This is a genomic window from Corynebacterium sp. (assembly GCF_012838985.1).
Classification (GTDB): domain Bacteria; phylum Actinomycetota; class Actinomycetes; order Mycobacteriales; family Mycobacteriaceae; genus Corynebacterium.
Window position 1 is genome coordinate 1 of the sequence record NZ_DUOE01000212.1, and the last position, 23965, is coordinate 23965.

Consider the following 23965-nt stretch of genomic DNA (forward strand, 5'->3'; position numbering starts at 1 on the left):
AGCGGGCGGCCCTGCGACCCCGTCAGTCCCGGTAGGAGCTCTAGCGCACCCGCGGTGATGTCGCGGGCGTCGGGGTGCGCCGGCACGGGCAGCTCCGCGGAGCGGCCGGCGGCGAGGCGGGCGATGAGGGGGACGTCGAGAAGCGAGTGCAGTTCGGCGCGCACCGCCCGGTCCGCGAGGAGCGCGGAGGACGTCGAGAGGGTGAAGGACAGCTCGCGGGGCTGGTCGACCAGGCGCACCTGGGTGTCGCGCATGAGACGGTAGGAGTCCACGGAGGTCTCGGTGGGCACCGTGTCGAGGAAGTCGATCTGCCCGGAGCGCAGCTGCTCGACGCCCTGGGTGACGCCGCGGACCTCGCGGAAGATGACGCGGTCGGTCGCCGCCGGGTCCGCGCCCCAGAAACGGTCGTTGCGGTGGAGGGTGACGATGCCGCGCGAACGGTCCACGGACCGCACCATGTAGCGGTCGCCGGAGGCGGGGATGCCGTCGGCGAGGGCCGTCGCGAAGCGGGAGACGTCGTTCTGCAGCAGGTGGCCGGGCACGAGGTGACTGAACAGGGCCCGCCAGTCGGAGACGAAGGTGTGCAGGTCGACGTCGACGGTGCGCCCGTCCGCGCTGGTGCGGATCTCACTGATGGCCTGATAGCCGGCGGGGTTGATCACACCCGGGGTGCTCGTCATCCCCCTCCACAGGTAGCGGAAGTCCGCGCCCGTGATCGGGGTGCCGTCCGACCACTGGGCCGCCGGGGAGATGACGTACCTGAGGGTCTGCGCCACGCCCGGCGGCGGCTCCACCTGCCCCGCCGACTCCAGCAGGTCCGTGTTCATCGCCCCGCCGTGGAAGGCACTGGGGAGCACCAGCTGGGCGAGGGACCGGGTGAAGTGCGACTCGTGGGCCAGCAGATGCGGGTGGAACCCGGCGGGCAGCGGATCGACGCCGACGGTGATGATCTTGTCCGCCCGTGAGACGGGGGTCGTGGTCTGCGTGGGCGCCGCCGACGTGCTCACCTCGGTCGACGTCTCCGGCTCCTCCACCGGCGGCGGGCCGGGGTTGGCGGCGCAGGCGGAGACGGTGAGCGTCAGCAGGAGGGCGGGGAACAGACGGGCTTTCACACTGATGATTATGTACCAGCCCCGGCGCGGGGCTGATCCCGCAGCGCCGGGGCGAGCACGATGACCACGCCACCGGCGACCACGAGCAGCAGCAGCGCCCGGCGCAGGTCCGTCGCGTCGGAGAGCGCGCCGAGGACCGGGCTGGTGGCCAGGAAGCCGATGCGCATGAGCCAGCTCACCGCGGTGACACCCGCGCCCTCGCTGACGCCGGGCAGGCGGGCGGCCGCCGCGAAGGCGCTGGGCACGAGGGTCGCGCAGCCGAAGCCGGCGAGGGCGAAACCGAGGTAGAGCAGCCACGGGACGGTCGCCAGGACGACGAGCACGCCGCCGGACGCGATCAGCACACCGCCGACCCGCGCCACGGTGACGCGCCCGAAGCGGTCGATGAGGCGGTCGCCGGTGAAACGCCCGACGGTCTGCGCGGCGAGCACGACGGTGAAGGCCATGCCGGCCTGCCCGAGCGCCACCCCCGCGAACTCGACGGAGGCCAGCCCGGCCCAGTTGTTGGCGATGTCCTCGATGGTCGTGCCCGACGTGGCCACCAGGGCCACGGGCAGGGTGATCCACATGAGGCGCAGGATGCTCCCCCGCTTCCCGGCACCCCCGTGGTCCCCCTCCGTCGTCTCCGCCGGGTCCGGCGGCACCGGGCCAGTCAGCCATTCACCGAGGGTGACCACCGCGATGACCACGGCCGCGACGACCGCGAGGTGGAGGCGGATGTCCGTGCCGGTGCTCGCCGCATAGGTGCCGCCGGCACCGCCGGCGACCGCGCCGAGCGACCAGCAGGCGTGCATCGACGACAGTATCGAACGCCCGAAGCGTGCCTCGACGCGCACTCCCGCGACGTTCTGGGAGACGTCGATGATGGCGTCGAGAAGCCCGATGCCCAGCAGCAGCCCCGCGAGCATGAGCCCCGAGGACGACCAGCCGACGGCGGCGACGAGCAGCGCGACGGCGACGGTGCCCCACCAGACGACGCGTCGCGGACCGTAGCGGTTGACCGCCAGCGTGGGCAGGACCGTCGAGAGCAGCGAACCGGCGGCGAAGGCCGCGACGATGACGCCGAAGGTCAGGTCACCGAGGCCCCACTGGTCCTTGAGGGTCGGGTACCAGGGCAGGACGGAGGAGAACACAGCCCCGTTGGTCGCGAAGAGGAGCGCGACGCCAACGGGGCTGCGGTAAGCGGCGGGAGAGGCCACCCTACTTGTTGAGGGCCTTCTCACGGGAACGTGCACGGGCACGGTCCGTGGCGTTGAGGATCACCTTGCGCACGCGCAGGATCTCCGGGGTCACCTCGACGCACTCGTCCTGGCCGCAGAACTCCATGGCCTCGTCCAGGGAGAGGACGTGGGCCTTGGCGAGGGTGACGGTGGTGTCCGCGGAGGCGGCACGCATGTTCGTCAGCTTCTTCTCACGGGTGATGTTGATGTCCATGTCCTCGTCGCGGTTGTTCGCGCCGACGACCATGCCCTCGTAGGCGTCGGTGCCCGGCTCGACGAAGAAGTTACCGCGGTCGGCCAGCTGCTGCAGGGCGTAGGCGGTGATCTGGCCGGTGCGGTCGGCGACGAGGGAACCGGTGGCGCGGTCCTTGATCTCGCCGGCCCACGGGCGCTGCTCGATGGCGTAGGAGTTGGCGATGCCGGTGCCGCGCGTCTCGGTCATGAAGGTGGTGCGGAAGCCGATGAGGCCACGCGCCGGGACGTCGAACTCGATGCGGACCCAGTCGCCGGAGCCGGTGTCCATGGACACCATCTGGCCCTTGCGGGCGGCCATGAGCTGGGTGACGGCGCCCTGGTGCTCGGACGGGACGTCGATGACCATGCGCTCGTAGGGCTCGTGGACGACACCGTCGATGGTCTGGGTGACCACCTGCGGCTTACCGACGGTCAGCTCGAAGCCCTCACGGCGCATCGTCTCCACCAGCACGGACAGCGCCATCTCACCACGGCCCTGGACCTCCCAGGCGTCCGGGCGCTCGGTCGGCAGGACACGCAGGGACACGTTGCCGATGAGCTCCTGGTCCAGGCGGGCCTTGACCATGCGGGCGGTGAGCTTGTCGCCGCCGCCACGGCCGGCCATCGGGGAGGTGTTCACGCCGATGGTCATGGAGATGGCGGGCTCGTCGACGGTGATGCGCGGCAGGGCGACCGGGTTCTCCGGGTCGGCCAGGGTGTCACCGATCATGATCTCGTCGATGCCGGAGATGGCGGCGATGTCACCGGCGACGACCTCGCCCTCCGCCGGGACACGCTCGGTGCCCACGGTGCGCAGCAGCTCGGCGATGCGCACCGTCTTGGTGTGCGGGTTGCCCTCGTTGTCGTAGTGGATCCAGGCGACCTGCTGGCCCTTCTGCAGGGTGCCCGCGTGGATGCGGACCAGGCCGATGCGGCCCAGGAAGGAGGAGGAGTCCAGGTTGGTCACGTGCGCCTGCAGCGGGGCATCGATCTCGGCGGAGGGCTCCGGCAGGGCCTGGTAGATGACGTCGAAGAGGGCCTGCAGGTCCTCGGCCTCCGGCGGGTTGCCGTTGCCCGGGTTCTCGGTGGACGCCTTGCCGTGACGGCCGGAGGCGTACAGGACCGGCAGGTCCAGCAGCTGCTCGGCGGCCTCGGCGGCCTCCGGGTCCTCGAGGGTGGAGGCCAGCTCCAGGAGGAGGTCCTGGGCCTGCTCGACGACCTCGTCGATGCGGGCGTCCGGGCGGTCGGTCTTGTTGACCAGGATGATCACCGGCATCTTGGCGGCCAGTGCCTTACTCAGGACGAAACGGGTCTGCGGGAGCGGGCCCTCGGCCGCGTCGACGAGCAGGACGACACCGTCGACCATGGACAGGGCACGCTCGACCTCGCCACCGAAGTCGGCGTGACCCGGGGTGTCGATGACGTTGACGATGAGGTCGCGGCCGTCCTTGCCGGCACCCTTGCGGCGCACGGCGGTGTTCTTGGCCAGGATGGTGATGCCCTTCTCGCGTTCGAGATCACCGGAGTCCATCACGCGGTCAGTGACACCACCGTGGTCGTCGAACACGCCGGACTGCTCCAGCATGGAGTTGACGAGGGTGGTCTTGCCGTGGTCGACGTGGGCGACGATGGCGACGTTGCGGAACTCAGGATGGGACACGAGTGGGCTGCTCCTATAAAAAGGGGTCGCGGCCACGGTCTTTCACGGGAAAGCACGGAAAAGACGGCGGCGCGATGGTGAACAGCCCTTGACGATACTCGCATTCAGGGGGTATTGCACTATCGAGTGTCCTGGAACACCCGGCTACTCCGGGCATTCCGGGCGGAACTCATCGAGGCGGATGACCTCGTCCCGCAGCGGTGGATCACCCGGTTCCCGCTTCTCATTCCACACGTTGATGACGACCTCCCCCGGCGCCAGCGCCTCCAGCACCGTGCGGGAGGCGGACTCCTGCCCGATCACCTCCTTCTTCTGCGAGACCGAGCCGTCCGTCCTGGCGGAGACGATCATGATGTGCCCCGGGTCCGGCGGCTCCGTGAGCGGCTGCTCCGCCCTCCAGGGTGCCTGCGGGTTGCTGAGGTTGACCTCGAAGCGCCCGGTCTGCGGCTGGTCGGTGACGATGTGGCCCAACCGGGGATTCGGTTCACCCCCGAGCAGCTCGCGGCCCTGCACGACCGGGATGGCGGTGACGCGGTACTGGCACGCCTCGATGTGCACGATCACGTCGCCGTTGCCGTCCATCCCGAGCGCGAGGCCGCCGCGGTAGTCGTAGACGGTCATGTCGACGTAGTTGCCGCAGGAACTCAGTGTCAGAGCCGCCGCAGCCGCCGTGGCCACCGCCACGACACCCCCGCTTCTCGACGCCACCCCGGCGCCACCTCCGCGTCCACGTCCCATGCCCCGAACCCTACGCCGCATGTGGCGGCGGGTTTCCACGCAAATGTAACGAAACAATCTCGACGCACGACAGGAGAAGTGACCGGGTTTTCTCCGATCCGGTTGAATCCGTCACGCAAGTGAATATTGTTGGGTATCGAAACTACCGTTACCCAAGTTGCGTCTGTGACTGACACGCCGTCGTGCGTCCGGGCACATCCGCGACATCGCCCTGAGATCACCCGGAAGAGAGCCGACCAGTGGGACACACTGCACGAACCATGAGGACGATCGCCGTCTCCACCGCCATCGCACTCACCATGGCCGGCGCACTGGCCCCCACCGCACAAGCGGCCCCCCTCCCTGATCTCTCCAGCCACAACCCACTTGATGAACTCGGTCGCCCGACGCCGCGGACCCAGGAGGAGATCCGCTCCTTCGCCAACCAGCCGTGGATGCCGGCCGACCTGCGCAACGCCCTGCTCTCCGGACTGGCCTTCACCGCCGGCATCAACGGCGACGGCGGCCCGGAGCTGCCGGACAACGCTCCGCGCTTCACCCAGTTCTACTGGCCGACCGTCTCCGGATCCTGCATCGGCGGCGAGCTCGACGCCGTGGGTTCAGCCATCGCCGTCCCCGGCCCCGCCGAGATCCCGGCACCGGGTGCCGCCGAGGGACAGACGGCCTTCGTATTCACCGCACTGGGCACCGCACCCGCGGCCCCGGAGCAGGGCGGCATGACCGTCAACTGGGCGAACATCAACACGCTGCGCACGGGCGCGACGTCGCTGGGCAACCACGGCATCAACCCCGATGGACCGGCCACCCTCTCGGGCACCGCCGACACCGGCCACGGCACCGTCGTCGCCGTCGTCTCCGGCACCGTCCACACCGAGGACGGGCCGTGCACGTTCATCCCCACAGCTGCGATCATCGATGCGAGGTAACAGTCATGACTGCTGATCTGCACCCGGTCAAGGAGGAGACCTTCAACACCTCCGACCGGATCAACATCGACCCGAAGGGCCATCTCCGCGAGGTGGACACCTACCGGGTCACCGACTTCGGCCTGTACATGGCGCGCGGCGCCAATCATCCCCGTTTCGGCTACCTGGAGTCCTGGCTGCTGCCGAAGCTCGGCCTGCGTGCCAACATCTTCCACTTCCGGGAGGGTGTCGACGAGCGCCAGGACTTCTACTTCGACGTCGCCGACATCCACGTCCAGGATGACGTGTGGTCGACCCGTGACCTCTACGTGGACCTCGTCTCCGTCACCGGTGAGCCGATCGACGTCCAGGACATCGACGAGCTGGCCGCCGCCACCTCCGCCGGCCTCATCACCGCCGAGGACGCCGAGCGCGCGATCGACACGACGCTGACCGCCGTGGAGGGCATCACCCGCCACCAGGACAACGCCATGGCATGGCTGCGCACCCTGGGCATTGAACTGACCTGGGCCGACAACGTCACGCTGGTGCCGGCCGAGTAGCTCGAAAAGAGTTATCATATTGTTGTGATCTGGCCCACTTTTCGTGGGTAGGTTGGGGTTATCACCCACCTACGAACGAAAGGAAAGTGCCATGAGCACCGACTCCACCGACAAGAAGGGCCACACCTGGGAGTTCCCGGAGGACAAGCCCTTCACCCATAACCACCCGGAGGACGTGGGCAAGTCCACCCCGGAGCAGCTCGAGGAGCTGCCCGAGGAGTGGGGCCAGCAGTCCTTCCCCGCCAGTGACCCGCCCGCGAACTACTGACCCGCAGCTAGGGTTGTGGCATGAACGACAACGTGACGATCTATCACAACCCGCGCTGCTCCAAGTCCCGTCAGGCGCTGGAGTACCTGCGGGAACGCGACATCGAACCCGAGGTCATCCGGTACCTGGAGGAGACGCCGGGCGTCGAGAAGCTCAGGGAGCTTGTCGACGCAGCCGGGATCCCCGTCCACGACGCCCTCCGGCCCCGCGAATCGGAGTACCGGGAGCTGGGGCTCTCCCCTGACACGCCCGACGAGGAGCTGCTGGCCGCGATGGCGGCACACCCGCGGCTCATCGAGCGTCCATTCGTGGTCACCTCGAAAGGCGCCCGCATCGCGCGCCCGACCGAGGCCATCGACGAGATTCTCTAGGACCTGACCAGTCGAAACCCATCACATGCTTGCAATGTGATGGGTTTTTCCGTTTCCTCGGCAGTACACGGCACCACCCACCCGAGAACGACACGAGGAGAACACCATGAAGATCGCCATCGTCGGCGCCACGGGCAACCACGGCACCGCCGCCCTCCGCGCCCTGCACGACACACCCGAGGTCACCGGCCTCGTCGGCATCGCCCGACGCCTGCCCGAACAGGACCACCCGCCCTACGAAGGGGTCGAGTGGCACTCCATCGACATCGCCGGCGCCACCACCCGGGAGGATGCCGTCGCTGCCCTGACCGGAGCTTTCACCGGGGTGGACGCCGTCATCCACCTCGCGTGGCTCATCCAGCCCAACGACCGGCGCGAACTCCTGCGCCGCGTCAACGTCGAGGGCACCCGCCACGTGGCCGAGGCCGTCGCACAGGCCGGCGTGCCGCACCTGGTGGTCGCCTCCAGCGTGGGCGCCTACTCCCCCGACGAGGCCCGCCGGACCGGGAAGCCGCCGCTGCGTGACGAGTCCTGGCCCACCGGCGGCATCGACAGCTCCCACTACAGCGTGGACAAGGCCGCGCAGGAGCAGGTCCTCGACGAGTTCGAGGCCGCCCACCCCGACATCACCGTCACCCGCCTGCGCCCGGGGCTGACGTTCCAGGGCGACGCGGGCTCCGAGATCCAGGGCTACTTCCTCGGCGACCTCGTGCCGGTGCAGGCCCTGCGGACGGGCCGGCTCCCGGCGCTGCCCGTCCCGAAGGGGATCCGCCTGCAGGCCGTGCACTCCGATGACCTGGGCCGCGCCTATGCCGCGGCGGTGCTCAGGAAGGTCGGCGGCGCCTTCAACATCTGCGCCGACGACGTCCTCGGCCCGCAGCAGCTGGCGGACATCATCGACCACGGCCGCTACCTGGAGCTGCCGCCCGCGATCTTCCGCGCCGGCCTGGTCACCGCCCACAAGGCAGGGGCGGTGCCCGCCGACGCCGGTTGGCTGGACATGGGCATGGAGGTTCCGCTCATGGACAACGCGAAGGCCCGGGAGGAACTCGACTGGCGCCCCACCGTCTCAGCGGTCGACGCCTTCGCGGAGCTTCTCGACGGCATGATCGAGGGCAGCGGCCTGCCCTCTCCCCCGCTGCGCCCCCGCGACAAGGAGGAGCGCCTCCACCAGGCCGTCGGCGAGCAGGTCAAGGAGGGCGCCGACACCGGCAGCGGTAATGCCGGCGGTGGGGAGGAGAAGATCCCCGACCACTACACGAAGGACCTGCTCGAGCTCTACCTCTCCGACCACCTCACCGGCGCGACCGCCGGGGTCAACCGCATCGAGCGGATGGCGGAGGACTACATCGACACGCCCGTCTACGCGGAACTGTCCACCGTGGCCGACGAGATCCGCTCCGACCGTGAGCTGCTGCGCACCATCATCGAGGACCTCGGCCTGGCCCGCAAGCCCTACCGTCAGGCCGTCGCCTGGGTCGGCGAACGTGTCGGCCGCCTCAAGCTCAACGGCCGTGTCCTCGAGCGTTCCCCCATGACCATGCTGCTCGAGGCCGAGATCATGCGCTCCGCGGTGAACGGCAAGATCGGTGGCTGGGAGACCCTGCGCGAACACGCCGCAGGCCTGCAGCTGGATCCGCAGGTCTTCGATGACCTCATCGCCTCCTCCCACCGCCAGCTGGAGATCCTCGAGCGCGTCCACGCCTACGCGCGGGAACGGGCCCTGCGCGACGACAGCGACACCTTCTGGGACTGACCACCCCGCCCCTCCACACCACGAAAGGAATCGACCAATGCACACCGACCCGCAGAAACCCGACCGCCCTGACCTCCCCGACCTCGATGACACCCGCTTCGCAGAGGAGACCGACCCCGGACACCCCGACAACACCGACACCGAAAACCCCGACGAGGATGAGTTCCTCCCCGAATCCGAGCCACCCGCCGACCACTGAGACTGAGACCGTGACCGCCGACCAGATCTCCGTGCTGGCCCGGGAACACGGCTACACGGTGGCTGTGGCCGAATCGCTCACCGGCGGTTCCCTGGCCGCCGCGCTCGCCGCCGCGGACGACTCCTCGGAGTGGTTCGCCGGCGGTGTCGTCGCCTACCGGACCCGCACCAAGCAGCGCGTCCTCGACGTGGCCCCGGACTGTCCCGTCATCTCCGCGGAATGCGTGACGACGATGGCCGCCTCGCTCACCGACCTCATGGAGGCGGACGCGGTCATCGCGATCAGTGGCGCGGGCGGACCGGCCGGCCAGGAGGGGCAGCCGCCGGGCACGGTGTTCATCGCGACGCTGGTGCGGGGGCAGGCCTGCGTCGGGAAGCACCATTTCCCGGGCTCACCCGAGGAGGTGCTCGCCGAGGCCCGCGCCCACGCCCTGCGCCAGCTCGCCGCACAGATGCGCGGCTGACTTCACACGCTCACTCGGAGATGCTCTCCAGGAGCTCGCCGACGGTGGAGTCCGGCATGGAGCGGGCGACGTCGGCCTGGGCGAGCATGCCCACCAGCTCCGTGCCGTCGATGACCGGCACGCGGCGGATCTGGTGCTCCTTCATCACGGCGAGCACGTCCGGGGCGGAATCGTCGGGGGCCACGCTGATGACGGTGCCGTCGGCCAGCTCCCCGGCAGTGAGGGAGGTCGGGTCCCTCCCCTCCGCGATGGCGGAGACGACGATGTCACGGTCGGTGACGATGCCGACGACCGCGCCCTCCCCGTCCACGACGGGAAGGGCGCCGACGTCCGCGTCACGCATGCGACGGGCGGCGACCTCCAGGGTGTCGGCGGGGGCGACGCTGACGACGTCGGGGGTCATGAGGTCCCGTGCGGTGGTGGTGGTGTCCATGATGTGTCCTTCGCGTGGGTGGATGATACATGCACCACGTTACCTGTAATCCACGTCACATTCCGGCGCTATTCGACGAGCCCCAGGTTGGCACCCGTGCCGAGCTCGATGTTGAGGCCCGGGACGGAGTTGATGAGGTCACGGGTGTACTCCTCCCGCGGATCGGCGAACACCTCATCCGAGGTGCCCTGCTCGACGATCGCCCCCTGCTTCATCACGACGATGTCGTCGGCGGTCTGGCGGACCACCGCGAGGTCGTGGGTGATGAACAGGTAGGACAGGTCGAGCTCGTCCTGCAGCTCGGCGAGCAGGCGGATGATCTGGTTCTGCACGAGGACGTCGAGGGCGGAGACCGCCTCGTCGAGGACCAGCACCTCCGGCCGCAGCGCCAGGGCACGCGCGATGGCGATGCGCTGCCGTTGACCACCGGACAGCTCGTTCGGGAAGCGGCGCATGGCCGAACGCGGCATGGCCACCATGTCGAGCAGCTCCGCGACGCGCGCCTCCCGCTCCTTGCGGTTGCCCACCCCGTGCAGGGCGAGGGGCTCCTCGATGCAGCGGTAGATGGAGAACATCGGGTCGAGTGAGCCGTAGGGGTTCTGGAACACGACCTGCATCTTGCGACGCATGTCGAACAGCTCCCGGTTGTCCAGCGTCGACAGGTCGGTGCCCTTGTAGAACACCTTGCCGCTGGTCGGTTCGAGCAGGTTGAGCACCATGTTCGCCACGGTCGACTTGCCGGAGCCCGACTCACCCACCAGCGCCAGGGTGGTGCCCTTGCGCACGGTGAAGGAGACGTCGTCGACGGCCTTGTTCTCACCGAAGATCTTGGTGAGGTTCTCGACGCGGATGACCTCCTCCTGCTTCGCCTCGCGGCCGTGCGCCACCAGCTCCGTCGACTCCACGCCGGCGGCCAGCGCCGACTGGATGCGTGCCGACGCCAGCGAGGGCGCCGCCTTCACCAGGCGTCGGGTGTACGGGTGCTGGGGGTCACGGAGGATCTGCAGGCTGGGGCCGGACTCGACGATGCGGCCGCGGTGCATGACCACCAGGTGCTCGGCGCGTTCGGCGGCCAGACCCAGGTCATGGGTGATGAACAGGACGGCGGTGCCCAGTTCCTCGGTGAGCCCCTCGAGGTGGTCAAGGATGCGCTTCTGCACGGTGACGTCGAGAGCCGAGGTCGGCTCATCGGCGATGAGCAGCTTCGGGCGGGCGGCGAGGCCGATGGCGATGAGCGCGCGCTGGCGCATGCCTCCGGAGTACTCGTGCGGGTACTGGCGGGCGCGCCGCCTGGCGTCGGGAAGCCCCGCCTCCTCCAGCAGCTCGGCGACGCGGTCGCCGACCTCGGAGCCCTTGACCACGTTGTTGGCGCGCAGCGACTCGGCGACCTGCGTGCCGACACGCCACACCGGGTTGAGGTTGGACATCGGGTCCTGCGGGACCAGGCCGATCTCGGAGCCGCGGTACTTCTGCATCTCCTTGTCGCCCAGGCCGGTGATGTCCTCACCGTTGAACAGGATCTGCCCGCCGGTGACCTTGCCGGTGCCCGGCAGCAGACCGAGAATCGACATGGCGGCGGTGGACTTGCCGGAGCCGGACTCACCGACGATGGCGACGGACTGGCCCGGGTAGATCGTCATGTTGATGCCGCGGACGGCCTCGACGACGCCGGTGGAGGAGGTGAAGGAGATCTTGACGTCCTTCATCTCGAGCAGCGGGGTCTGGGTGGTCATCGCTTCCTCGCCTTCGGGTCGAGGGCGTCACGGACGACGTCGCCGAGCATGATGAAGCTCAGGACCGTCAGCGCGAGCGCCATGGCCGGGTAGAACAGGACCATCGGTTTGGTGCGCAGGGAGGCCTGCGCGGCGGAGATGTCCCCGCCCCAGGACACGATCGTCGGCGGGAGGCCGATGCCCAGGAAAGACAGGGTGGCCTCCGCGACGATGAAGGTGCCCAGCGCCACCGTGGCGTACACGATGATCGGGGCGGCCGCGTTGGGCATGATGTGGCTGGTGAGGATCTTCATCCTCGACGCCCCCAGCGCCCGCGCCGCGGTGACGTACTCCTCGTTCTTCACTCCCATCACCGCACCGCGGGTGATGCGGGCGATGTTCGTCCAGCCGAACAGTCCCAGGACCAGCACCACCGTGACGATGGTGCGGTAGTCCTTGAACATCTGCATGACGACGATGGCGGCGAGCACCAGCGGGATGGCGAAGAAGATGTCCGTCAGGCGGGAGAGCAGCGTGTCCAGGATGCCGCCGAAGAAACCGGCGAGCGCACCGATGAGCGTGCCGATGAGCACGACGAGCGCGGTGGTGAGGATGCCCACCGCCACCGAGGCACGTGCCCCGTAGATGGTGCGGGAGTAGATGTCACAGCCCTGCCGGTCGAAGCCGAAGGGGTGGCCCGGCTGCGGGTCCGCCAGGGAGTTGGACAGGGTGCAGGCCCGCGGGTCGATGGAGGTGAACAGCTGCGGGAACAGCGACATGAGCACGGCCACGAGGATGAGCAGGGCCGAGACCCAGAACAGGGGGCGGCGGCGCAGGTTGCGCCACGCCTCACCCCACATGGAGGAGGGGGCGGATTCGTCGGCGACGGCGTCGACGGCACCGAGGCCGGTCTCGTCGGTCTCGGCGATGTAGTGGTCCTGGCCGGGGCGGAGCTGGAGCTTCTCCTCCGCGAGGATGTCGTCCCCGCCGGCCGGGTTGGCGACGTTGCGGTTGATGTCAGGCATAGCGGATCCTCGGGTCGAGCACGGCGTAGACCAGGTCCACGACGAGGTTGGCGATGATGTAGACGATGACGAGCACGGTGGTGAACGACACCACCGTCGTCGGTTCGCCCTTGATGATCGCCTGGTAGATGGTGCCGCCGACGCCGTTGATGGCGAAGATGCCCTCGGTGACGATGGCCCCGCCCATGAGGGCACCGAGGTCCGCACCGAGGAAGGTGGCGACGGGGATGAGGGAGTTACGCAGCACGTGGCGGCTCATGACCTGCCCACCGGACAGGCCCTTGGCGCGGGCGGTGCGGACGTAGTCGGCGCGCAGGTTCTCGCTCACGGACTGCCGCGTCAGGCGCAGGACGTAGGCGAAGGACACGGCGCCGAGCACGATGGCGGGCATGAGCAGGGAGGTGAACGTCTCCCGCGAGCCCACGGTGACGGGGAGTATCCCCCATTTCACGCCGACGACGAACTGCAGGACGAAACCGATGACGAAGCTGGGCACGGCGATGACGATCAGCGACATCACCAGGACGGTGGAGTCGAAGATGCCGCCGCGGCGCACGCCGGCGATGACGCCGAAGATGATGCCGAAGAAGGCCTCGAAGATGAGGGCCATGACGGCCAGCTTGATGGTGACGGGGAAGGCCCGGGCCATGACGTCGGCGACGGGCTGGCCGGAGAAGGTGGTTCCGAAGTCGAGGGTGAGGATGCCCTTGAGGTAGAGCAGGTACTGGACGATGAAGGGTTTGTCCAGGTTGTACTCCGCCTCGATGCGGGCGCGGGCGGCCTCGGACAGGCCGCGGTCACCGCCCAACGCCTGGACCGGGTCGCCGGGCATGAGGAAGACGAGTGCGTAGATGAGGAGGGTGGCCCCGAAGAACACGGGGATCATCTGGAGCAGTCGTCGCCCGATGTAGCGCAACATAACTATTCCTTGTGGGTGTGATGGAGGCATTCAGGCAGATACCCGCGTGACGCACCGGGCGTCACGCGGGTATCAGGGTGTCACGGTGAACCGGCGACGCTAGTTCTTCGTAATGTTGTAGTAGAGCGGCTGGTCCTTCCAGGAGAAGACGACGTTGTCGACGTGCTCACTGAAGCCACCGGTCAGGTTGGAGTACCACAGCGGGACGGCCGGCAGATCCCGGAAGAGGATCTCCTGCGCCTCGTTGTAGATGCGGGACGCGTCCTCCGGGGTCTCCGCGGCCGCCGCCTCGGCGAGCTTGGCGTCGAAGTCGGCGTTGGAGTAGTCACCGTCGTTGGAGCCGGCGCCGGTGCCGTAGAGCGGGCCGAGGAAGTTACCCTGCGACGGGTAGTCGGCCTGCCAGCCGGTGCGGAAGGCGCCCTGGATGGTGCGGCCGGTGACGTCGTCACGCAGGGACTTGAAGTCCGGGTACGGGTTGCCCACGGCCTCGATGCCGAGGGTGTTGCGGATGGAGTTGACCACCGCGTCGACCCAGGCCTGGTGGCCGCCGTCGGCGTTGTAGGAGAGGGTGAACTCGCCGGTGAACGGGGAGATCTCATCGGCCTGCGCCCACAGGTCCTTCGCCTTCTCCGGGTTGTACTCGAGGACGTCGTTGCCCACGATGTCACCGTCATAGCCCGGCAGGACCGGGGAGGTGAAGTCGGTGGCCGGGGTGCGGGTGCCCTGGAAGATGGCGTCGGTGATCTCCGCGCGGTTGATGGCGTGGGAGATCGCCTGGCGGCGCAGCTGGCCTTCCTCGCCGCCCCAGTGGTCGAGGCTCTCCGGGATGGTGAAGGACTGGAAGATGGCGGAGGCCTGGTTGGCGGCGCGGTCGCCGAGCTCGTTCTCGAAGGTGGCGAACGCGGAGTCCGGGATGGAGTCCAGGACGTCGAGGTTGCCGGCGAGCAGGTCGTTGTAGGCGGCGTCCTGCTGGGCGTAGAAGACGAACTTGATGCCGTCGTTCTGCGGAGCGCGCTCACCCTGGTAGTTCTCGTTGGGGACGAGGACGGCGTCCTGGTTGTGGTTCCAGGACTCCAGCTTGTACGGGCCGTTGCCGTTGGGCTTCTCGCCGAAGGCGGCGAGATCGTCCAGGGCCTCATCGGGCAGCGGGTAGAAGGCGGAGTATCCCAGGCGCATCGGGAAGTCGGCCTCGTGCTGGTTCAGCTCGATGGTGAAGGTCTTGTCGTCGATGATCTGGAGGCCCTCCATCGACTCCTTGCCCTCCTCGTAGCCGAGGATCGGCTCGAAGAAGTAGGCGGAGAGCTGGGACTCCTCGACGGCCTTGTTCCAGGCGTTGACGAAGTGGGAGGCCGTGACGGGGGTGCCGTCGGCGAAGGTCCAGCCGTCCTTGAGGGTGACGCGGTAGCTCTTCTCACCCTCCGGCTCGATGGACTCGGCGACCTCGTTGTGGATCTCGCCGTCAGCGTCGTAGTAGACGAGGCCGGAGTAGATCATGTCGACGATGCGTCCACCGCCCACCTCGTTGGTGTTCGCGGGGATGAGGGGGTTCTGCGGTTCGGTGCCGTTGGCGAGGACGTACTTCTCGCCGCCGGCGGCTCCGGTGTCCCCGGAATCGGAACATGCGACCAGACCGAACCCGAGCGTGGTGGCTGCGAGCAGGGCCAGCGTCTTCTTGCTGAGTGCCATGTGATGGACCTCCAGTGTGAAAGGACGATTTCTTAATCTTCCGTTCACGCTACCGCGTGACGTCCATCACCCCACACTTGTGATGAGACTGTAACCACATGGTTATGCCTACAAAAGGACTAGTGACACCTTTCCGGCTGCTCAGGGGACCGTCAGCCCCCACTCAGCCTCCCTCACCGCCACCCCCGCAGCCACCCCCGCCCGACCGGACCCCCACCCATACCGAGAGTCTGTGGGATTTACTCACCATGTCAACGCAAAGTCCACCGGAACGTGCCCGTGCACCGCGTAGAACGCCTCCTCCTGCGCCGCCCACATGTCCCAGTAGGGCCCGTAGCCGGTGTCGCGCTGCAGGGCGCGGGCGCGGCGCAGCGCCACGGGGGCGTCGATACGCACGCTGAGCACCTCCCCCAGTTCCTCCGCGGCACTTATCGACGCCGCCGTCACCGCCCCCACCCCCTCCACGATGAGCGACTCCCCCGGGTCCAGCGCCACCCACTCCCCCGGCGCGTCGGCCTCCCAGTCCCAGCGCCGGTAACCGGGCCGGGTCGGGTGGAGGACGTCCTCGGCCACCATGCGGGCGGCCGCCGCCAGCCCGGACCAGCCCGGGTAGAAGTCGTCGAGGTGGACCACCCGCAGGCCGGTGCGCTTCCCCACGGCCCCGGCGAAGGTCGTCTTGCCGGACCCGGAGGGTCCGTCGACGAGCACGGTCAACCGCGTCACGCCACGCCCAGGAAACGGAAGGAGCCGACGGCCACCGCGATGCCGATGGCCGCCACGGAGGCGAGCAGGCACACGGACATGACGACCAGGTCGCGGCCGGAGAGCGTGGATTCGCGGGCCCACGTGCGGCCGTGCTCGGCGACGCGGTTGAAGCCCCTGGCCTCCATCGCGGTGGCCAGCTTGGTGCCGCGTCGCAGGGAGAGCACGAGCAGCCCGAAGGCCAGCGTGAGGAAGTGGCGGATGCGCCCCTGGTCGGCGATGCCGCGGGCCCGGCGGGCCCGACGCATGGAGTCCAGGTCGTCGCGGAACAGGGAGACCAGGCGGGTCGCCGCCACCGCCCCCAGCACGAAACGGGCGGGCAGGCGCAGCACCTGCGAGAGGCCGTCGCCGAGATCCGTGGGGTCGACGTCCGCCGACAGGACGATGACCGGCAGCCCCACCGCCAGGACACGGACGAAGATCGCCGCCGCCAGCTGCAGGGAGTTGTCTGTGACGTGGATGAGGAGGAGCTGGAAGTAGGTCTCCCCCTCCGGGCGGCCGTAGAGCGCCATCGGGACCGCCGCCAACGGGGCGGCCAGCAGGATCGGCCAGCCGCGACGCAGCAGCCTCCCCCAGCCCACCCCGCACAACGGGGCGGCCAGCAGCGTGAAGCCCAGCGCCACCGACGCAGAGACGATGTCCACCGAGAGCAGCAGCGGCGTGGTCAGCAGGATGAGACCCAGGATGCGGGTGACCGGGTTGATGCCGGCGAGAAGATTCATCGGACCTCCACGAGATGGTCGCCGAGGGCGTGGGCGTAGAGCTCGTCATGGGTGATCGACACGACGGTCACGCCGCGGTCGGTGAGTTCCCGGACCATGCCGACGAGCTCGGCGAAGGTCGTCGGGTCCTGGCCGAAGGTCGGCTCGTCGAGGACGAGCAACGCCGGGGCGTTGACCAGGGCGGTGGCCACGGAGAGCCGGCGCTTCTCCCCGCCCGAGAGGGTGAAGGGGTTGGCGTCGGCGAGGTGGGTGAGGCGGAGGCGGTGCAGCAGGTCGTCGATACGTTCCTGCGTGCCGCCGGACACGGCCATCTCCTCGGCGACGGTCCGGGCGACGAACTGGTGCTCCGGGTCCTGGAAGACGTAACCCACCCGCTGCGCCAGCTGACGCGAGGTCCACGCGTGGGGGCGCCGGCGCAGGCCCTGCCGCAGCTCCTCCGCGTAGGTGAGCTCGCCGCCGACGGGGTCGAGCAGCCCGGCGAGGGTGAGCGCGAGCGTCGACTTGCCGGAGCCGTTGGGCCCGGTGATCACCGTCGACGCGCCCTGCGGCAGGTCGAGGGTGCGGGGCGGACCCCAGATGGTCCGCAGGTCGCGGGCGCTCACCAGGGGACGTGCCCCGGGGGCCACGCCGCGGGCCGCCGGCAGGACCGGCAGGGCGGGCAGTCCGGCGGCGGAGCTCTCGTGGAGACCGTCCTCGTCGAGGTGGAGGAAACGGTCCATGAGCGGGGCCCACAGGTGCGGGCGGTGCTCGACGACGAACAGGGTGGCGTCGGTCTCCGCGGCGACGGTGGTCACCGCCTCGACGACCTCGCGCTGCCCGACGGGATCGAGGTTGGCGGTCGGCTCATCGAGGAGGATGAGGTCCGCCCCCATCGCGATGACGCCCGCCAGGGCGAGGCGCTGCTTCTGCCCGCCGGACAGGTGCCGGGTCGGGTGGTCGAGGGGCAGGTCCAGGCCGACGAGGTCGAGGGCACGGCGCACCCGCGGCCAGATCTCCTCGCGCGGGATGCGGAGGTTCTCGCAGCCGAAGGCGACGTCGTCGCCGACGCGGGAGGCGATGACCTGGGAGTCGGGGTCCTGCAGGACCATGCCGACCGTGCCGTCGATGGTGAGGGTGCCGCTCGGGTCGCCGTCCTCCTCGTCACCGAGCAGGCCGGCCAGGGCGGCCAGGAGCGTGGACTTGCCCGCACCGGAACGTCCGGTGAGCAGCACCCGCTCCCCGCGTTCCAGGCGCAGGGAGATGTTCTCCAGGGCCGGGGCGATCCGGGAGGCGTGACGCCAGCCGAGACCGCGGGCCTCGACGAGTGCAGTCATCTACACGCGCTTCCGGCCGGCCGCGAAACGATCCAGAGCACCGGTCCCGGCCAGGGCCTTGACCAGCCAGTGGCCGAGGAGTCCCGCGAGGAGAGCGCCCGAGATCATCCCGCACGTGAGGTAGATCGAGTTGAAGGCCAGCGACTTCGCGATGTTCGCGTTGGTGAACAGCGAGACCAGGAAGTTGCCCAGCGAGGCGCCCACGCCGGCGAGGAGGGCGACGGGGAGGGTGAAACGTCGGTAAGCGAAGGCGGCGAAGACCAGCTCCGCGCCGATACCCTGCGCGATACCGTGGTAGAGGGTCTCGATGCCCCACTGGTTGCCCAGCAGCGCGGAGACCGCCGCCGCGAGGACCTCGACGAAGATCGCGGCACCCGGCTTACGGATCACCAGTCCGCCGATGACGCCGCCCAGCAGCCAGATGCCCAGGGCGAGGCCACCGAAACCGGGGGTGAGGGCGTCCATGGCGGTGGTCCAGGCGTAGCCGATGGAGTTCCACACCCAGAAGATGAGGCCGGTCGCCACACCGAGGACGGAGGCGATGATGATGTCGATGACGCGCCACGAGGAGCGGGCGCGCGTGGGTGCAGCAGTGATGGTCACTGGGGTCTCCCTAGCGCCGGTATTAACCGGATCAGGTTCTTACGGTCCGCCGTTGCGGCATCTCAGCCCGGATTTTCACCGGGCACCCGTGGATGAAAATGGACGGGCGTCAGTCTAGCCCAGTCGCCCAGCGGGTACCGTCCTGACCTCCGGGACGCTTCCAGGCGACCTCCACGTCGGTGTCCCCGGCGAGGTCGACGATCCCGCGCCCGATCATCCCCTCCAGCTGGTCGAGCTCCGCGGCGGCGCACTCGAGGTGCAGCAGGAGGATCCCGTCGCCGGCGATCATGTCGACCTCGGCGTCATGTCCCCAGGTGAACAGGAGGTGCCCGCGGCCCTCCTCGGCGTCCCACTCCGTGTGCGCCGTGTTGGCGAACGTGGAGGCCAGGGACCGAGCGTAACGCCCCGGGCGATCACACCTGACCCGGGCAGTGGAGGAAGCCGTCATGTCCGTCACGTTACCCCAGCACCCCCAGCAGGAGGTCATGCAGCCGCACGTCGACGCCCTGCCGGGCCGCCATCCGGCAGATGGCGCCGACCTGGGAATCCAGCTCGTGGGGACGCCCGGCCACCAGGTCACGGTGCATCGAACTGGTCGCCTCCGCGGGCATGCGGTCGGCGAACTCCAGGGTGCGTTCCACCACGTCGTCGCTCAGCGTCACGCCGTTCGCGCGGGCCGTGGCCTCGACCTCCCGCATGAGCGCCTCCAGCGTCGGCCGCAGCCGCGTACGCAGCTCCCCGAGCGGGGCCTGCGCCAGCGCACCGAGGGCCCCGGTGGTGGTGACGTACATCGCCTTCTCCCACACGTCGACGACGATGTCCCCGCGCACGGTGGCGTCGATGCCCGCCGCATTCAACGCCGCCACGAGCTTTCCGACGACCGCCCCTCCCCCACCCACGTCATACGAGACAGGTCCCCCGTGGAACTCCACCCGCCCCGGACCGGTGTGATGGTAGTAGCCGCGCACGACCCCCGGCAGGGTGCGCCCCTCACCGACGATCCCGGCGACGCGGGCGGGCACCTCGACGGAGTTCTGGGTGACGGCGACGTGGGCCCCGGCGGGGAGGGAACCGAGCAACGCCTCGAGGTCGGTCTCCCCGGTGACCTTCACCGCGAGCAGCACGACATCCACCGGGCCGGCCTCGGCGAGGCTGCCGACGGCCGTCACCGGGATCGGCGGGTCGTCGTTGAGCCGCAGCCCCTCGGTGCGGAGCACGTCGAGGGTCTCGCCGCGCGCGACGAACACCACGTCATGCCCCGCCCGGACCAGAGACCCGCCGAACCATCCACCGACCGCGCCGACACCCACCACTGCTGTTCTCATGCGACCATTCTAAGGAACGCACTAGAATGTCCTTATTTCCTCCCTGAAAGGTGCCCATCATGGCCGGTGGACTACTAGCACTGCTTGACGACGTCGCCCTCATCGCCCGCGCCGCCGCCGCCAGCGTCGACGACGTCGCGGCCGCCGCCGGAAAAACCTCGGTGAAGGCCGCCGGCGTCGTGGTCGACGACGCCGCCGTGACCCCCCGCTACGTCACCGGCATCCGGCCGGCCCGGGAGCTGCCGATGATCTGGCGGATCACCAAGGGCTCCCTGGTCAACAAGCTCGTCATCATCCTCCCCGTCGCGCTGCTCCTCTCCTGGATCGCCCCCTGGGCCCTGACCCCGATCCTCATGCTCGGCGGCACCTACCTGTGCTTCGAGGGCGCCCACAAGGTGCTCCACAAACTCAAGGGCCACGGCAAGGGTGAGGGCGACACCCACGCCCAGGGCGCCGACAAGACCACCGCCGACGAGGACAAACTGGTCAGGGGCGCCATCATGACCGACCTCATCCTCTCCGCGGAGATCATGGTCATCTCCCTCAACGAGGTCGCCCACCAGCCCATGGCCTTCCGCGCCGCCGTCCTCGTCGTCGTGGCGATCGGCATCACCGCCCTGGTCTACGGCGCGGTCGGCGTGCTGGTGAAGATGGACGACATCGGCCTCCACATGGCCAAGCGGGGCGGCCCCAGCGCCACCTTCGGCCGCGGCCTGGTCACGGCGATGCCGAAGGTGCTGTCGACGATCGCGGTGGTCGGCACCTTCGCGATGCTGTGGGTCGGCGGCCACATCATCCTGGTGGGCCTCGCCGAGTTCGGCCTCACCTGGCCCTACGACACCATCCACTCCCTGGAGGTCGCCGTCGGCGGCGGCCTCCTCGGCTGGCTGGTCAACACCTTCTTCTCGCTGGTCTTCGGCCTGCTGTGGGGCATGGTCATCGCACTCGTCGTCGACGGCGTGAAGGCCCTCACCGGCTCACCGGAGAAGGCGGCCGCCCGTCACGGGGAGACCGGACGCCCCGACTCCCGCCACTCGGGGTAGCCCTCCTCCAGCCGCACCGCCCGCAGACCCGCCTCCCGCAGGCGGGTCACCGCGTCAGCGGCGAAGACGCAGTAGGGGCCGCGGCAGTACGCCACGATCGTGCGGTCGGCGGGCAGCTCCGCGAGACGCCGGTCGAGGTCGGCGAGGGGGATGTTGACCGCGCCCTCCGCGTGGCCGGCGGCGAACTCGGCGGCGGGGCGGACGTCGACAAGCAGGGCCTCACCGGTGCGGTGCAGTTCGTCGAACTCCTCGAAGGTGACCGCCCGGACGCCGTCGACCTCGGCGAAGAAGGCCTCGGCCAGGATGCTGACGTCCGCGATGTGCGACCGTGCCAACCCCCGGACCGCCAGGTAGACACCGGCCACCTGGTCGTCGGCGACACGGTAGACGCGGGAGGTGCCCTCCGCACGGCGGGCGACCAGACCGGCGGCGGCGAGGATCTGCAGGTGACGGGAGGTGTTCGCCACCGACGCCGCGACCTGCTGCGCGAGCGACTCGACGGGGCGCTCGCCCTGCAGGAGCACGTCGAGGATCTCGATCCGTTTGGCATGCCCCAGGGCGGCACCGATCCGGGCGATGTGGCCGAAGACATCGTCCTTGAAGGCACGGGGATCGCGTGCTTGCGGTGGCATGTCTCCGATTGTAGTGTTCAAGCAATTCATTGAATAGTTGAGGAGTTCGGCATGCCCCACCCACAACTCGGCCTCCGCCGGAACGCCGCCCAGTTCACCCTGCTCGTCGCCGTCAACGCCCTCGTCGGCGGCATGGTCGGCCAACAGCAGACCACCCTCCCCCTCCTCGCCGAACAGGTCTTCTCCCTCACCGGCTACGCCTTCGTCTTCACCTACGTCGCCGCCTTCGGCATCGCCAAAGCCGCCTTCAACTACGTCGCCGGACTCCTCTCCGACAGGTACGGACGCAAACCCGTCCTCCTCGCCGGCTGGCTCGCCGGACTACCCGTCCCCCTCCTCATCATGTGGGCACCGGGCTGGGAGTGGATCATCCTGGCCAACATCTTCCTCGGCATCAACCAGGGACTCGCCTGGTCGACGACGGTGACGATGAAGATCGACCTCGTCGGCCCCCGCCAACGCGGCCTCGCCATGGGACTCAACGAAGCCGCCGGCTACCTCGCCGTCTCACTCACCTCCCTGGCCGCCGGCTGGATCGCCGCCCAGCACGGCCTACGCCCCGCCCCCTTCCTCCTCGGGGTGATCTACGCCGTCACCGCCCTCGTCGTGGTGACCTTCTTCGTCCGGGAGACCCGCGGCTTCGTCGCCCTCGAGGCCGACCCGGCGGCCCCTGCCACCCCGCCCCTGTCGAACGGGCACATCTTCGCGGACGTGAGCTGGCGGAACCCGGCGCTGTCGTCGGCAAGCATCGCGGGCATGGCCAACAACCTCAACTTCGGCCTGTCCTGGGGCGTGTTCCCCCTGCTCTTCGCCAGCGCGGGGCTGGGACTGCGCGAGATCGGTCTCCTCGTCGCCCTCTACCCGCTGGTGTGGGGCATCGGGCAGCTGGCCACCGGCTGGATCTCCGACCACACCGGACGACGCCCCCTCGTCGTCGGCGGCATGGTCGTGCAGGCGGCGGCGCTGGCCCTCATCGCCTGGTCGGAAGGGATGCCCGGCTGGGTGGTCGGCACGATGGTGCTGGGCCTGGGGTCCGCGATGGTCTACCCCGCGCTGCTGGCCGTCATCGGCGACGTCGCCGCCCCCGAGTGGCGCGGCCGGGCCGTGGGCATCTACCGCGTGTGGCGCGACCTCGGATACACCGCCGGCGCACTGCTCGGCGGCCTGACCGCGGACGCCCTCGGACTGCACAGCGCCGTCTGGGCGGCCGCCGGGCTCTCCGCCGCCGCCGGCGTCGTGGTGCTGCTCCGGCTGGGCGAGACCCACCCGGAGAAACGCCCCGCCTAGCTCTGTCCCCCGGGGGCCCGCCACCCGGGGATACCCTGGGGACCATGTACCGTGCCCGGGCCGTTCTTTTCGCGACCCTCCTCCTCGGAGGGGTCCTCGCCGGTCTCATCGGCGGTGCGATGGCCTGGCTCATCCACCGCTTCCACCACTTCACCGCCGCCGGTCCCCTCCCCCAGGTCCTTGCGGCCGGACTCGGTGGTGTCGTCGCGGGACTCGGCTGGTGGTGGTTGCGCCGCACCCGCCCCATCCGCAGCGTCGAGGAATCCGCCACCACCGACACCCCGCTCCCCCTGGGCCGCACCGTCGCGGATGCCCTGTTCCAGCTGCTCGCCGTCGGCTCCGGCATCTCCCTCGGCCGCGAGCAGGCGCCCCGGCAGTCCGCCGCGGCAGTCCTCGACCGGCTCTCCCGTGCCCTGCGTATCGACGAAACCCATCGACGCCTCCTCGTCGCCTCCGCCGCCGGTGCCGGACTGGCCGCCGTGTACAACGTGCCGCTGGCCGGTGTCCTCTTCACCCTCGAGGCGATGCCCGTGCGCCGCAGCTGGCGCACGCTGGGCATCGCCACCACGATGTCCGCGGTGGCGACGGTGACGGCGTGGCCCCTGGTGGGCGCCACCTCCGTCTACCAGCTTCCCGACGCCCCCTTCGACCCCCTCGTCCTCTGGGTGCTGCCGGTGCTGCTGCCCGCCGCGGTCGTCGTGGGCCGGCTGTTCCTGGCGCTGATGAAGTCCGCGCACGGCTGGAAGGTCCTCGACCCGCGGTGGCTGCCGTTGAGCGTCGGCGCGGCGACCGCGGGTGTGGTCACCGTCTCCCGGTTCCTGCCCGGGGTGACCGGCAACGGCGAGGACATCGTCCGCACCGCCTTCGACCCGGTCACGGCGCTGCCGCTGCTGCTCACGCTGCTGGCGGTGAAGCCGCTGCTCACCGCGGCGTCACTCGGCTCCGGTGCGGTGGGTGGCACGTTGACGCCGGCGCTGGCGGTGGGGGCCACACTCGGGGCGGGTGCGGGCGCGC

The 23965-nt window shown here is 69.5% G+C and carries 26 protein-coding genes and 1 riboswitch; of the genes, 10 read left to right on the forward strand and 16 right to left on the reverse strand.

Features of this window, described 5'->3' with window-relative positions:
• The 4 genes from GXZ33_RS11855 to GXZ33_RS11870 all read right to left on the reverse strand — a co-directional run.
• Positions 1–1112, reverse strand: a 1112-nt coding sequence (locus GXZ33_RS11855) for an ABC transporter family substrate-binding protein (RefSeq protein ID WP_291341355.1), incomplete at its 3' end; no start/stop codon positions are given.
• An 8-nt stretch (positions 1113–1120) separates the two neighbouring features.
• Positions 1121–2311, reverse strand: coding sequence for an MFS transporter (locus tag GXZ33_RS11860; RefSeq protein WP_291341357.1), 1191 nt, complete (start codon positions 2309–2311; stop codon positions 1121–1123).
• A 1-nt stretch (position 2312) separates the two neighbouring features.
• Positions 2313–4226 (reverse strand): translational GTPase TypA, encoded by a 1914-nt coding sequence (typA, locus tag GXZ33_RS11865; RefSeq protein WP_291341359.1) that lies wholly within the window; start codon positions 4224–4226, stop codon positions 2313–2315.
• Between the two features lie 144 nt (positions 4227–4370).
• Positions 4371–4964: a hypothetical protein gene (locus GXZ33_RS11870; protein ID WP_291341361.1), complete on the reverse strand. Its 594-nt coding sequence runs from the start codon at positions 4962–4964 to the stop codon at positions 4371–4373.
• Between the two features lie 260 nt (positions 4965–5224).
• Between GXZ33_RS11870 and GXZ33_RS11875 the strand changes: the two genes are divergently transcribed.
• The 7 genes from GXZ33_RS11875 to GXZ33_RS11905 all read left to right on the forward strand — a co-directional run bounded on the left by GXZ33_RS11875 (position 5225) and on the right by GXZ33_RS11905 (position 9489).
• Complete coding sequence (locus GXZ33_RS11875) at positions 5225–5890, forward strand: hypothetical protein (protein WP_291341362.1); 666 nt, start codon at positions 5225–5227, stop codon at positions 5888–5890.
• A 5-nt stretch (positions 5891–5895) separates the two neighbouring features.
• Positions 5896–6432 carry a DUF402 domain-containing protein gene (locus GXZ33_RS11880; protein ID WP_291341370.1) on the forward strand — a complete coding sequence of 179 codons (537 nt, stop codon included), beginning with the start codon at positions 5896–5898 and terminating at the stop codon, positions 6430–6432.
• Positions 6433–6523: 91 nt separating this feature from the next.
• Positions 6524–6700 (forward strand): hypothetical protein, encoded by a 177-nt coding sequence (locus GXZ33_RS11885; RefSeq protein WP_291341372.1) that lies wholly within the window; start codon positions 6524–6526, stop codon positions 6698–6700.
• A gap of 20 nt (positions 6701–6720) precedes the next feature.
• On the forward strand, positions 6721–7071 hold the full coding sequence (gene arsC, locus GXZ33_RS11890) for an arsenate reductase (glutaredoxin) (protein WP_291341374.1): 351 nt from the start codon (positions 6721–6723) through the stop codon (positions 7069–7071).
• A gap of 106 nt (positions 7072–7177) precedes the next feature.
• Positions 7178–8827, forward strand: coding sequence for an NAD-dependent epimerase/dehydratase family protein (locus GXZ33_RS11895; protein WP_291341376.1), 1650 nt, complete (start codon positions 7178–7180; stop codon positions 8825–8827).
• A gap of 37 nt (positions 8828–8864) precedes the next feature.
• Positions 8865–9026, forward strand: coding sequence for a hypothetical protein (locus GXZ33_RS11900; RefSeq protein ID WP_291341378.1), 162 nt, complete (start codon positions 8865–8867; stop codon positions 9024–9026).
• Between the two features lie 10 nt (positions 9027–9036).
• Positions 9037–9489 carry a CinA family protein gene (locus GXZ33_RS11905; RefSeq protein WP_291341380.1) on the forward strand — a complete coding sequence of 151 codons (453 nt, stop codon included), beginning with the start codon at positions 9037–9039 and terminating at the stop codon, positions 9487–9489.
• Positions 9490–9499: 10 nt separating this feature from the next.
• On the opposite strand, the gene GXZ33_RS11910 is transcribed toward GXZ33_RS11905, so the two are convergent.
• The 11 genes from GXZ33_RS11910 to GXZ33_RS11960 form a co-directional block, all read right to left on the reverse strand.
• Positions 9500–9922, reverse strand: coding sequence for a CBS domain-containing protein (locus tag GXZ33_RS11910; protein WP_291341382.1), 423 nt, complete (start codon positions 9920–9922; stop codon positions 9500–9502).
• A gap of 68 nt (positions 9923–9990) precedes the next feature.
• Positions 9991–11655: an ABC transporter ATP-binding protein gene (locus GXZ33_RS11915; RefSeq protein WP_291341385.1), complete on the reverse strand. Its 1665-nt coding sequence runs from the start codon at positions 11653–11655 to the stop codon at positions 9991–9993.
• The gene (locus GXZ33_RS11920) at positions 11652–12659 is read right to left on the reverse strand and encodes an ABC transporter permease (protein ID WP_291341387.1); all 1008 of its coding nucleotides are present in this window, start codon (positions 12657–12659) and stop codon (positions 11652–11654) included. Before GXZ33_RS11920 ends, GXZ33_RS11915 begins: the two co-directional genes overlap by 4 nt.
• Positions 12652–13578, reverse strand: a complete 927-nt coding sequence (locus GXZ33_RS11925; protein ID WP_291341389.1) for an ABC transporter permease — start codon at positions 13576–13578, stop codon at positions 12652–12654. The genes GXZ33_RS11920 and GXZ33_RS11925 overlap by 8 nt, the downstream gene beginning before the upstream one ends.
• 99 nt (positions 13579–13677) lie before the next feature.
• On the reverse strand, positions 13678–15264 hold the full coding sequence (locus tag GXZ33_RS11930; protein WP_291341391.1) for an ABC transporter substrate-binding protein: 1587 nt from the start codon (positions 15262–15264) through the stop codon (positions 13678–13680).
• 243 nt (positions 15265–15507) lie between these two features.
• A complete protein-coding gene (locus GXZ33_RS11935; protein ID WP_291341393.1) occupies positions 15508–15987 on the reverse strand; it encodes a hypothetical protein in 480 nt (159 codons plus the stop codon).
• Positions 15984–16748 carry an energy-coupling factor transporter transmembrane component T gene (locus tag GXZ33_RS11940; protein ID WP_291341395.1) on the reverse strand — a complete coding sequence of 255 codons (765 nt, stop codon included), beginning with the start codon at positions 16746–16748 and terminating at the stop codon, positions 15984–15986. The genes GXZ33_RS11935 and GXZ33_RS11940 overlap by 4 nt, the downstream gene beginning before the upstream one ends.
• Entirely contained in the window at positions 16745–18061 is a 1317-nt protein-coding gene (locus GXZ33_RS11945; protein ID WP_291341397.1) for an ABC transporter ATP-binding protein, read from the reverse strand. The genes GXZ33_RS11940 and GXZ33_RS11945 overlap by 4 nt, the downstream gene beginning before the upstream one ends.
• On the reverse strand, positions 18062–18664 hold the full coding sequence (locus GXZ33_RS11950) for an ECF transporter S component (protein ID WP_291341399.1): 603 nt from the start codon (positions 18662–18664) through the stop codon (positions 18062–18064).
• Positions 18655–18764, reverse strand: a riboswitch (TPP riboswitch). Its footprint overlaps the gene before it by 10 nt.
• 9 nt (positions 18765–18773) lie before the next feature.
• Positions 18774–19112 (reverse strand): DUF2218 domain-containing protein, encoded by a 339-nt coding sequence (locus tag GXZ33_RS11955; protein WP_291341400.1) that lies wholly within the window; start codon positions 19110–19112, stop codon positions 18774–18776.
• 10 nt (positions 19113–19122) lie between these two features.
• A complete protein-coding gene (locus GXZ33_RS11960; RefSeq protein ID WP_291341401.1) occupies positions 19123–19989 on the reverse strand; it encodes a 2-dehydropantoate 2-reductase in 867 nt (288 codons plus the stop codon).
• Positions 19990–20048: 59 nt separating this feature from the next.
• Here GXZ33_RS11960 and GXZ33_RS11965 point away from each other — a divergent pair, with 59 nt between their 5' ends.
• On the forward strand, positions 20049–21032 hold the full coding sequence (locus GXZ33_RS11965) for a DUF808 domain-containing protein (RefSeq protein WP_291341402.1): 984 nt from the start codon (positions 20049–20051) through the stop codon (positions 21030–21032).
• Here the strand turns inward: GXZ33_RS11965 and GXZ33_RS11970 are convergent.
• Positions 20990–21664, reverse strand: coding sequence for a metalloregulator ArsR/SmtB family transcription factor (locus tag GXZ33_RS11970; protein WP_291341404.1), 675 nt, complete (start codon positions 21662–21664; stop codon positions 20990–20992). The two genes, GXZ33_RS11965 and GXZ33_RS11970, sit on opposite strands and share 43 nt — an antisense overlap.
• A 51-nt stretch (positions 21665–21715) precedes the next feature.
• On the opposite strand from GXZ33_RS11970, the gene GXZ33_RS11975 reads away from it, so the two are divergent.
• Both GXZ33_RS11975 and GXZ33_RS11980 read left to right on the forward strand, forming a co-directional pair.
• Positions 21716–22951 (forward strand): MFS transporter, encoded by a 1236-nt coding sequence (locus GXZ33_RS11975; protein WP_291341407.1) that lies wholly within the window; start codon positions 21716–21718, stop codon positions 22949–22951.
• Between the two features lie 44 nt (positions 22952–22995).
• A partial coding sequence (locus GXZ33_RS11980) for a chloride channel protein (RefSeq protein WP_291341409.1) occupies positions 22996–23965 on the forward strand: 970 nt, incomplete at its 3' end.

Excerpts from the sequence above, each read along its gene's own strand:
- GXZ33_RS11870 (WP_291341361.1), bottom strand. The coding sequence starts at position 4,964 with ATGGGACGTGGACGCGGAGGTGGCGCCGGGGTGGCGTCGAGAAGCGGG.
- GXZ33_RS11875 (WP_291341362.1), top strand. The coding sequence starts at position 5,225 with ATGAGGACGATCGCCGTCTCCACCGCCATCGCACTCACCATGGCCGGC.
- GXZ33_RS11880 (WP_291341370.1), top strand. The coding sequence starts at position 5,896 with ATGACTGCTGATCTGCACCCGGTCAAGGAGGAGACCTTCAACACCTCC.
- GXZ33_RS11885 (WP_291341372.1), top strand. The coding sequence starts at position 6,524 with ATGAGCACCGACTCCACCGACAAGAAGGGCCACACCTGGGAGTTCCCG.
- arsC (WP_291341374.1), top strand. The coding sequence starts at position 6,721 with ATGAACGACAACGTGACGATCTATCACAACCCGCGCTGCTCCAAGTCC.
- GXZ33_RS11895 (WP_291341376.1), top strand. The coding sequence starts at position 7,178 with ATGAAGATCGCCATCGTCGGCGCCACGGGCAACCACGGCACCGCCGCC.
- GXZ33_RS11900 (WP_291341378.1), top strand. The coding sequence starts at position 8,865 with ATGCACACCGACCCGCAGAAACCCGACCGCCCTGACCTCCCCGACCTC.
- GXZ33_RS11910 (WP_291341382.1), bottom strand. The coding sequence starts at position 9,922 with ATGGACACCACCACCACCGCACGGGACCTCATGACCCCCGACGTCGTC.
- GXZ33_RS11915 (WP_291341385.1), bottom strand. The coding sequence starts at position 11,655 with ATGACCACCCAGACCCCGCTGCTCGAGATGAAGGACGTCAAGATCTCC.
- GXZ33_RS11920 (WP_291341387.1), bottom strand. The coding sequence starts at position 12,659 with ATGCCTGACATCAACCGCAACGTCGCCAACCCGGCCGGCGGGGACGAC.
- GXZ33_RS11925 (WP_291341389.1), bottom strand. The coding sequence starts at position 13,578 with ATGTTGCGCTACATCGGGCGACGACTGCTCCAGATGATCCCCGTGTTC.
- GXZ33_RS11930 (WP_291341391.1), bottom strand. The coding sequence starts at position 15,264 with ATGGCACTCAGCAAGAAGACGCTGGCCCTGCTCGCAGCCACCACGCTC.
- GXZ33_RS11940 (WP_291341395.1), bottom strand. The coding sequence starts at position 16,748 with ATGAATCTTCTCGCCGGCATCAACCCGGTCACCCGCATCCTGGGTCTC.
- GXZ33_RS11945 (WP_291341397.1), bottom strand. The coding sequence starts at position 18,061 with ATGACTGCACTCGTCGAGGCCCGCGGTCTCGGCTGGCGTCACGCCTCC.
- GXZ33_RS11955 (WP_291341400.1), bottom strand. The coding sequence starts at position 19,112 with ATGACGGCTTCCTCCACTGCCCGGGTCAGGTGTGATCGCCCGGGGCGT.
- GXZ33_RS11960 (WP_291341401.1), bottom strand. The coding sequence starts at position 19,989 with ATGAGAACAGCAGTGGTGGGTGTCGGCGCGGTCGGTGGATGGTTCGGC.
- GXZ33_RS11965 (WP_291341402.1), top strand. The coding sequence starts at position 20,049 with ATGGCCGGTGGACTACTAGCACTGCTTGACGACGTCGCCCTCATCGCC.
- GXZ33_RS11970 (WP_291341404.1), bottom strand. The coding sequence starts at position 21,664 with ATGCCACCGCAAGCACGCGATCCCCGTGCCTTCAAGGACGATGTCTTC.
- GXZ33_RS11975 (WP_291341407.1), top strand. The coding sequence starts at position 21,716 with ATGCCCCACCCACAACTCGGCCTCCGCCGGAACGCCGCCCAGTTCACC.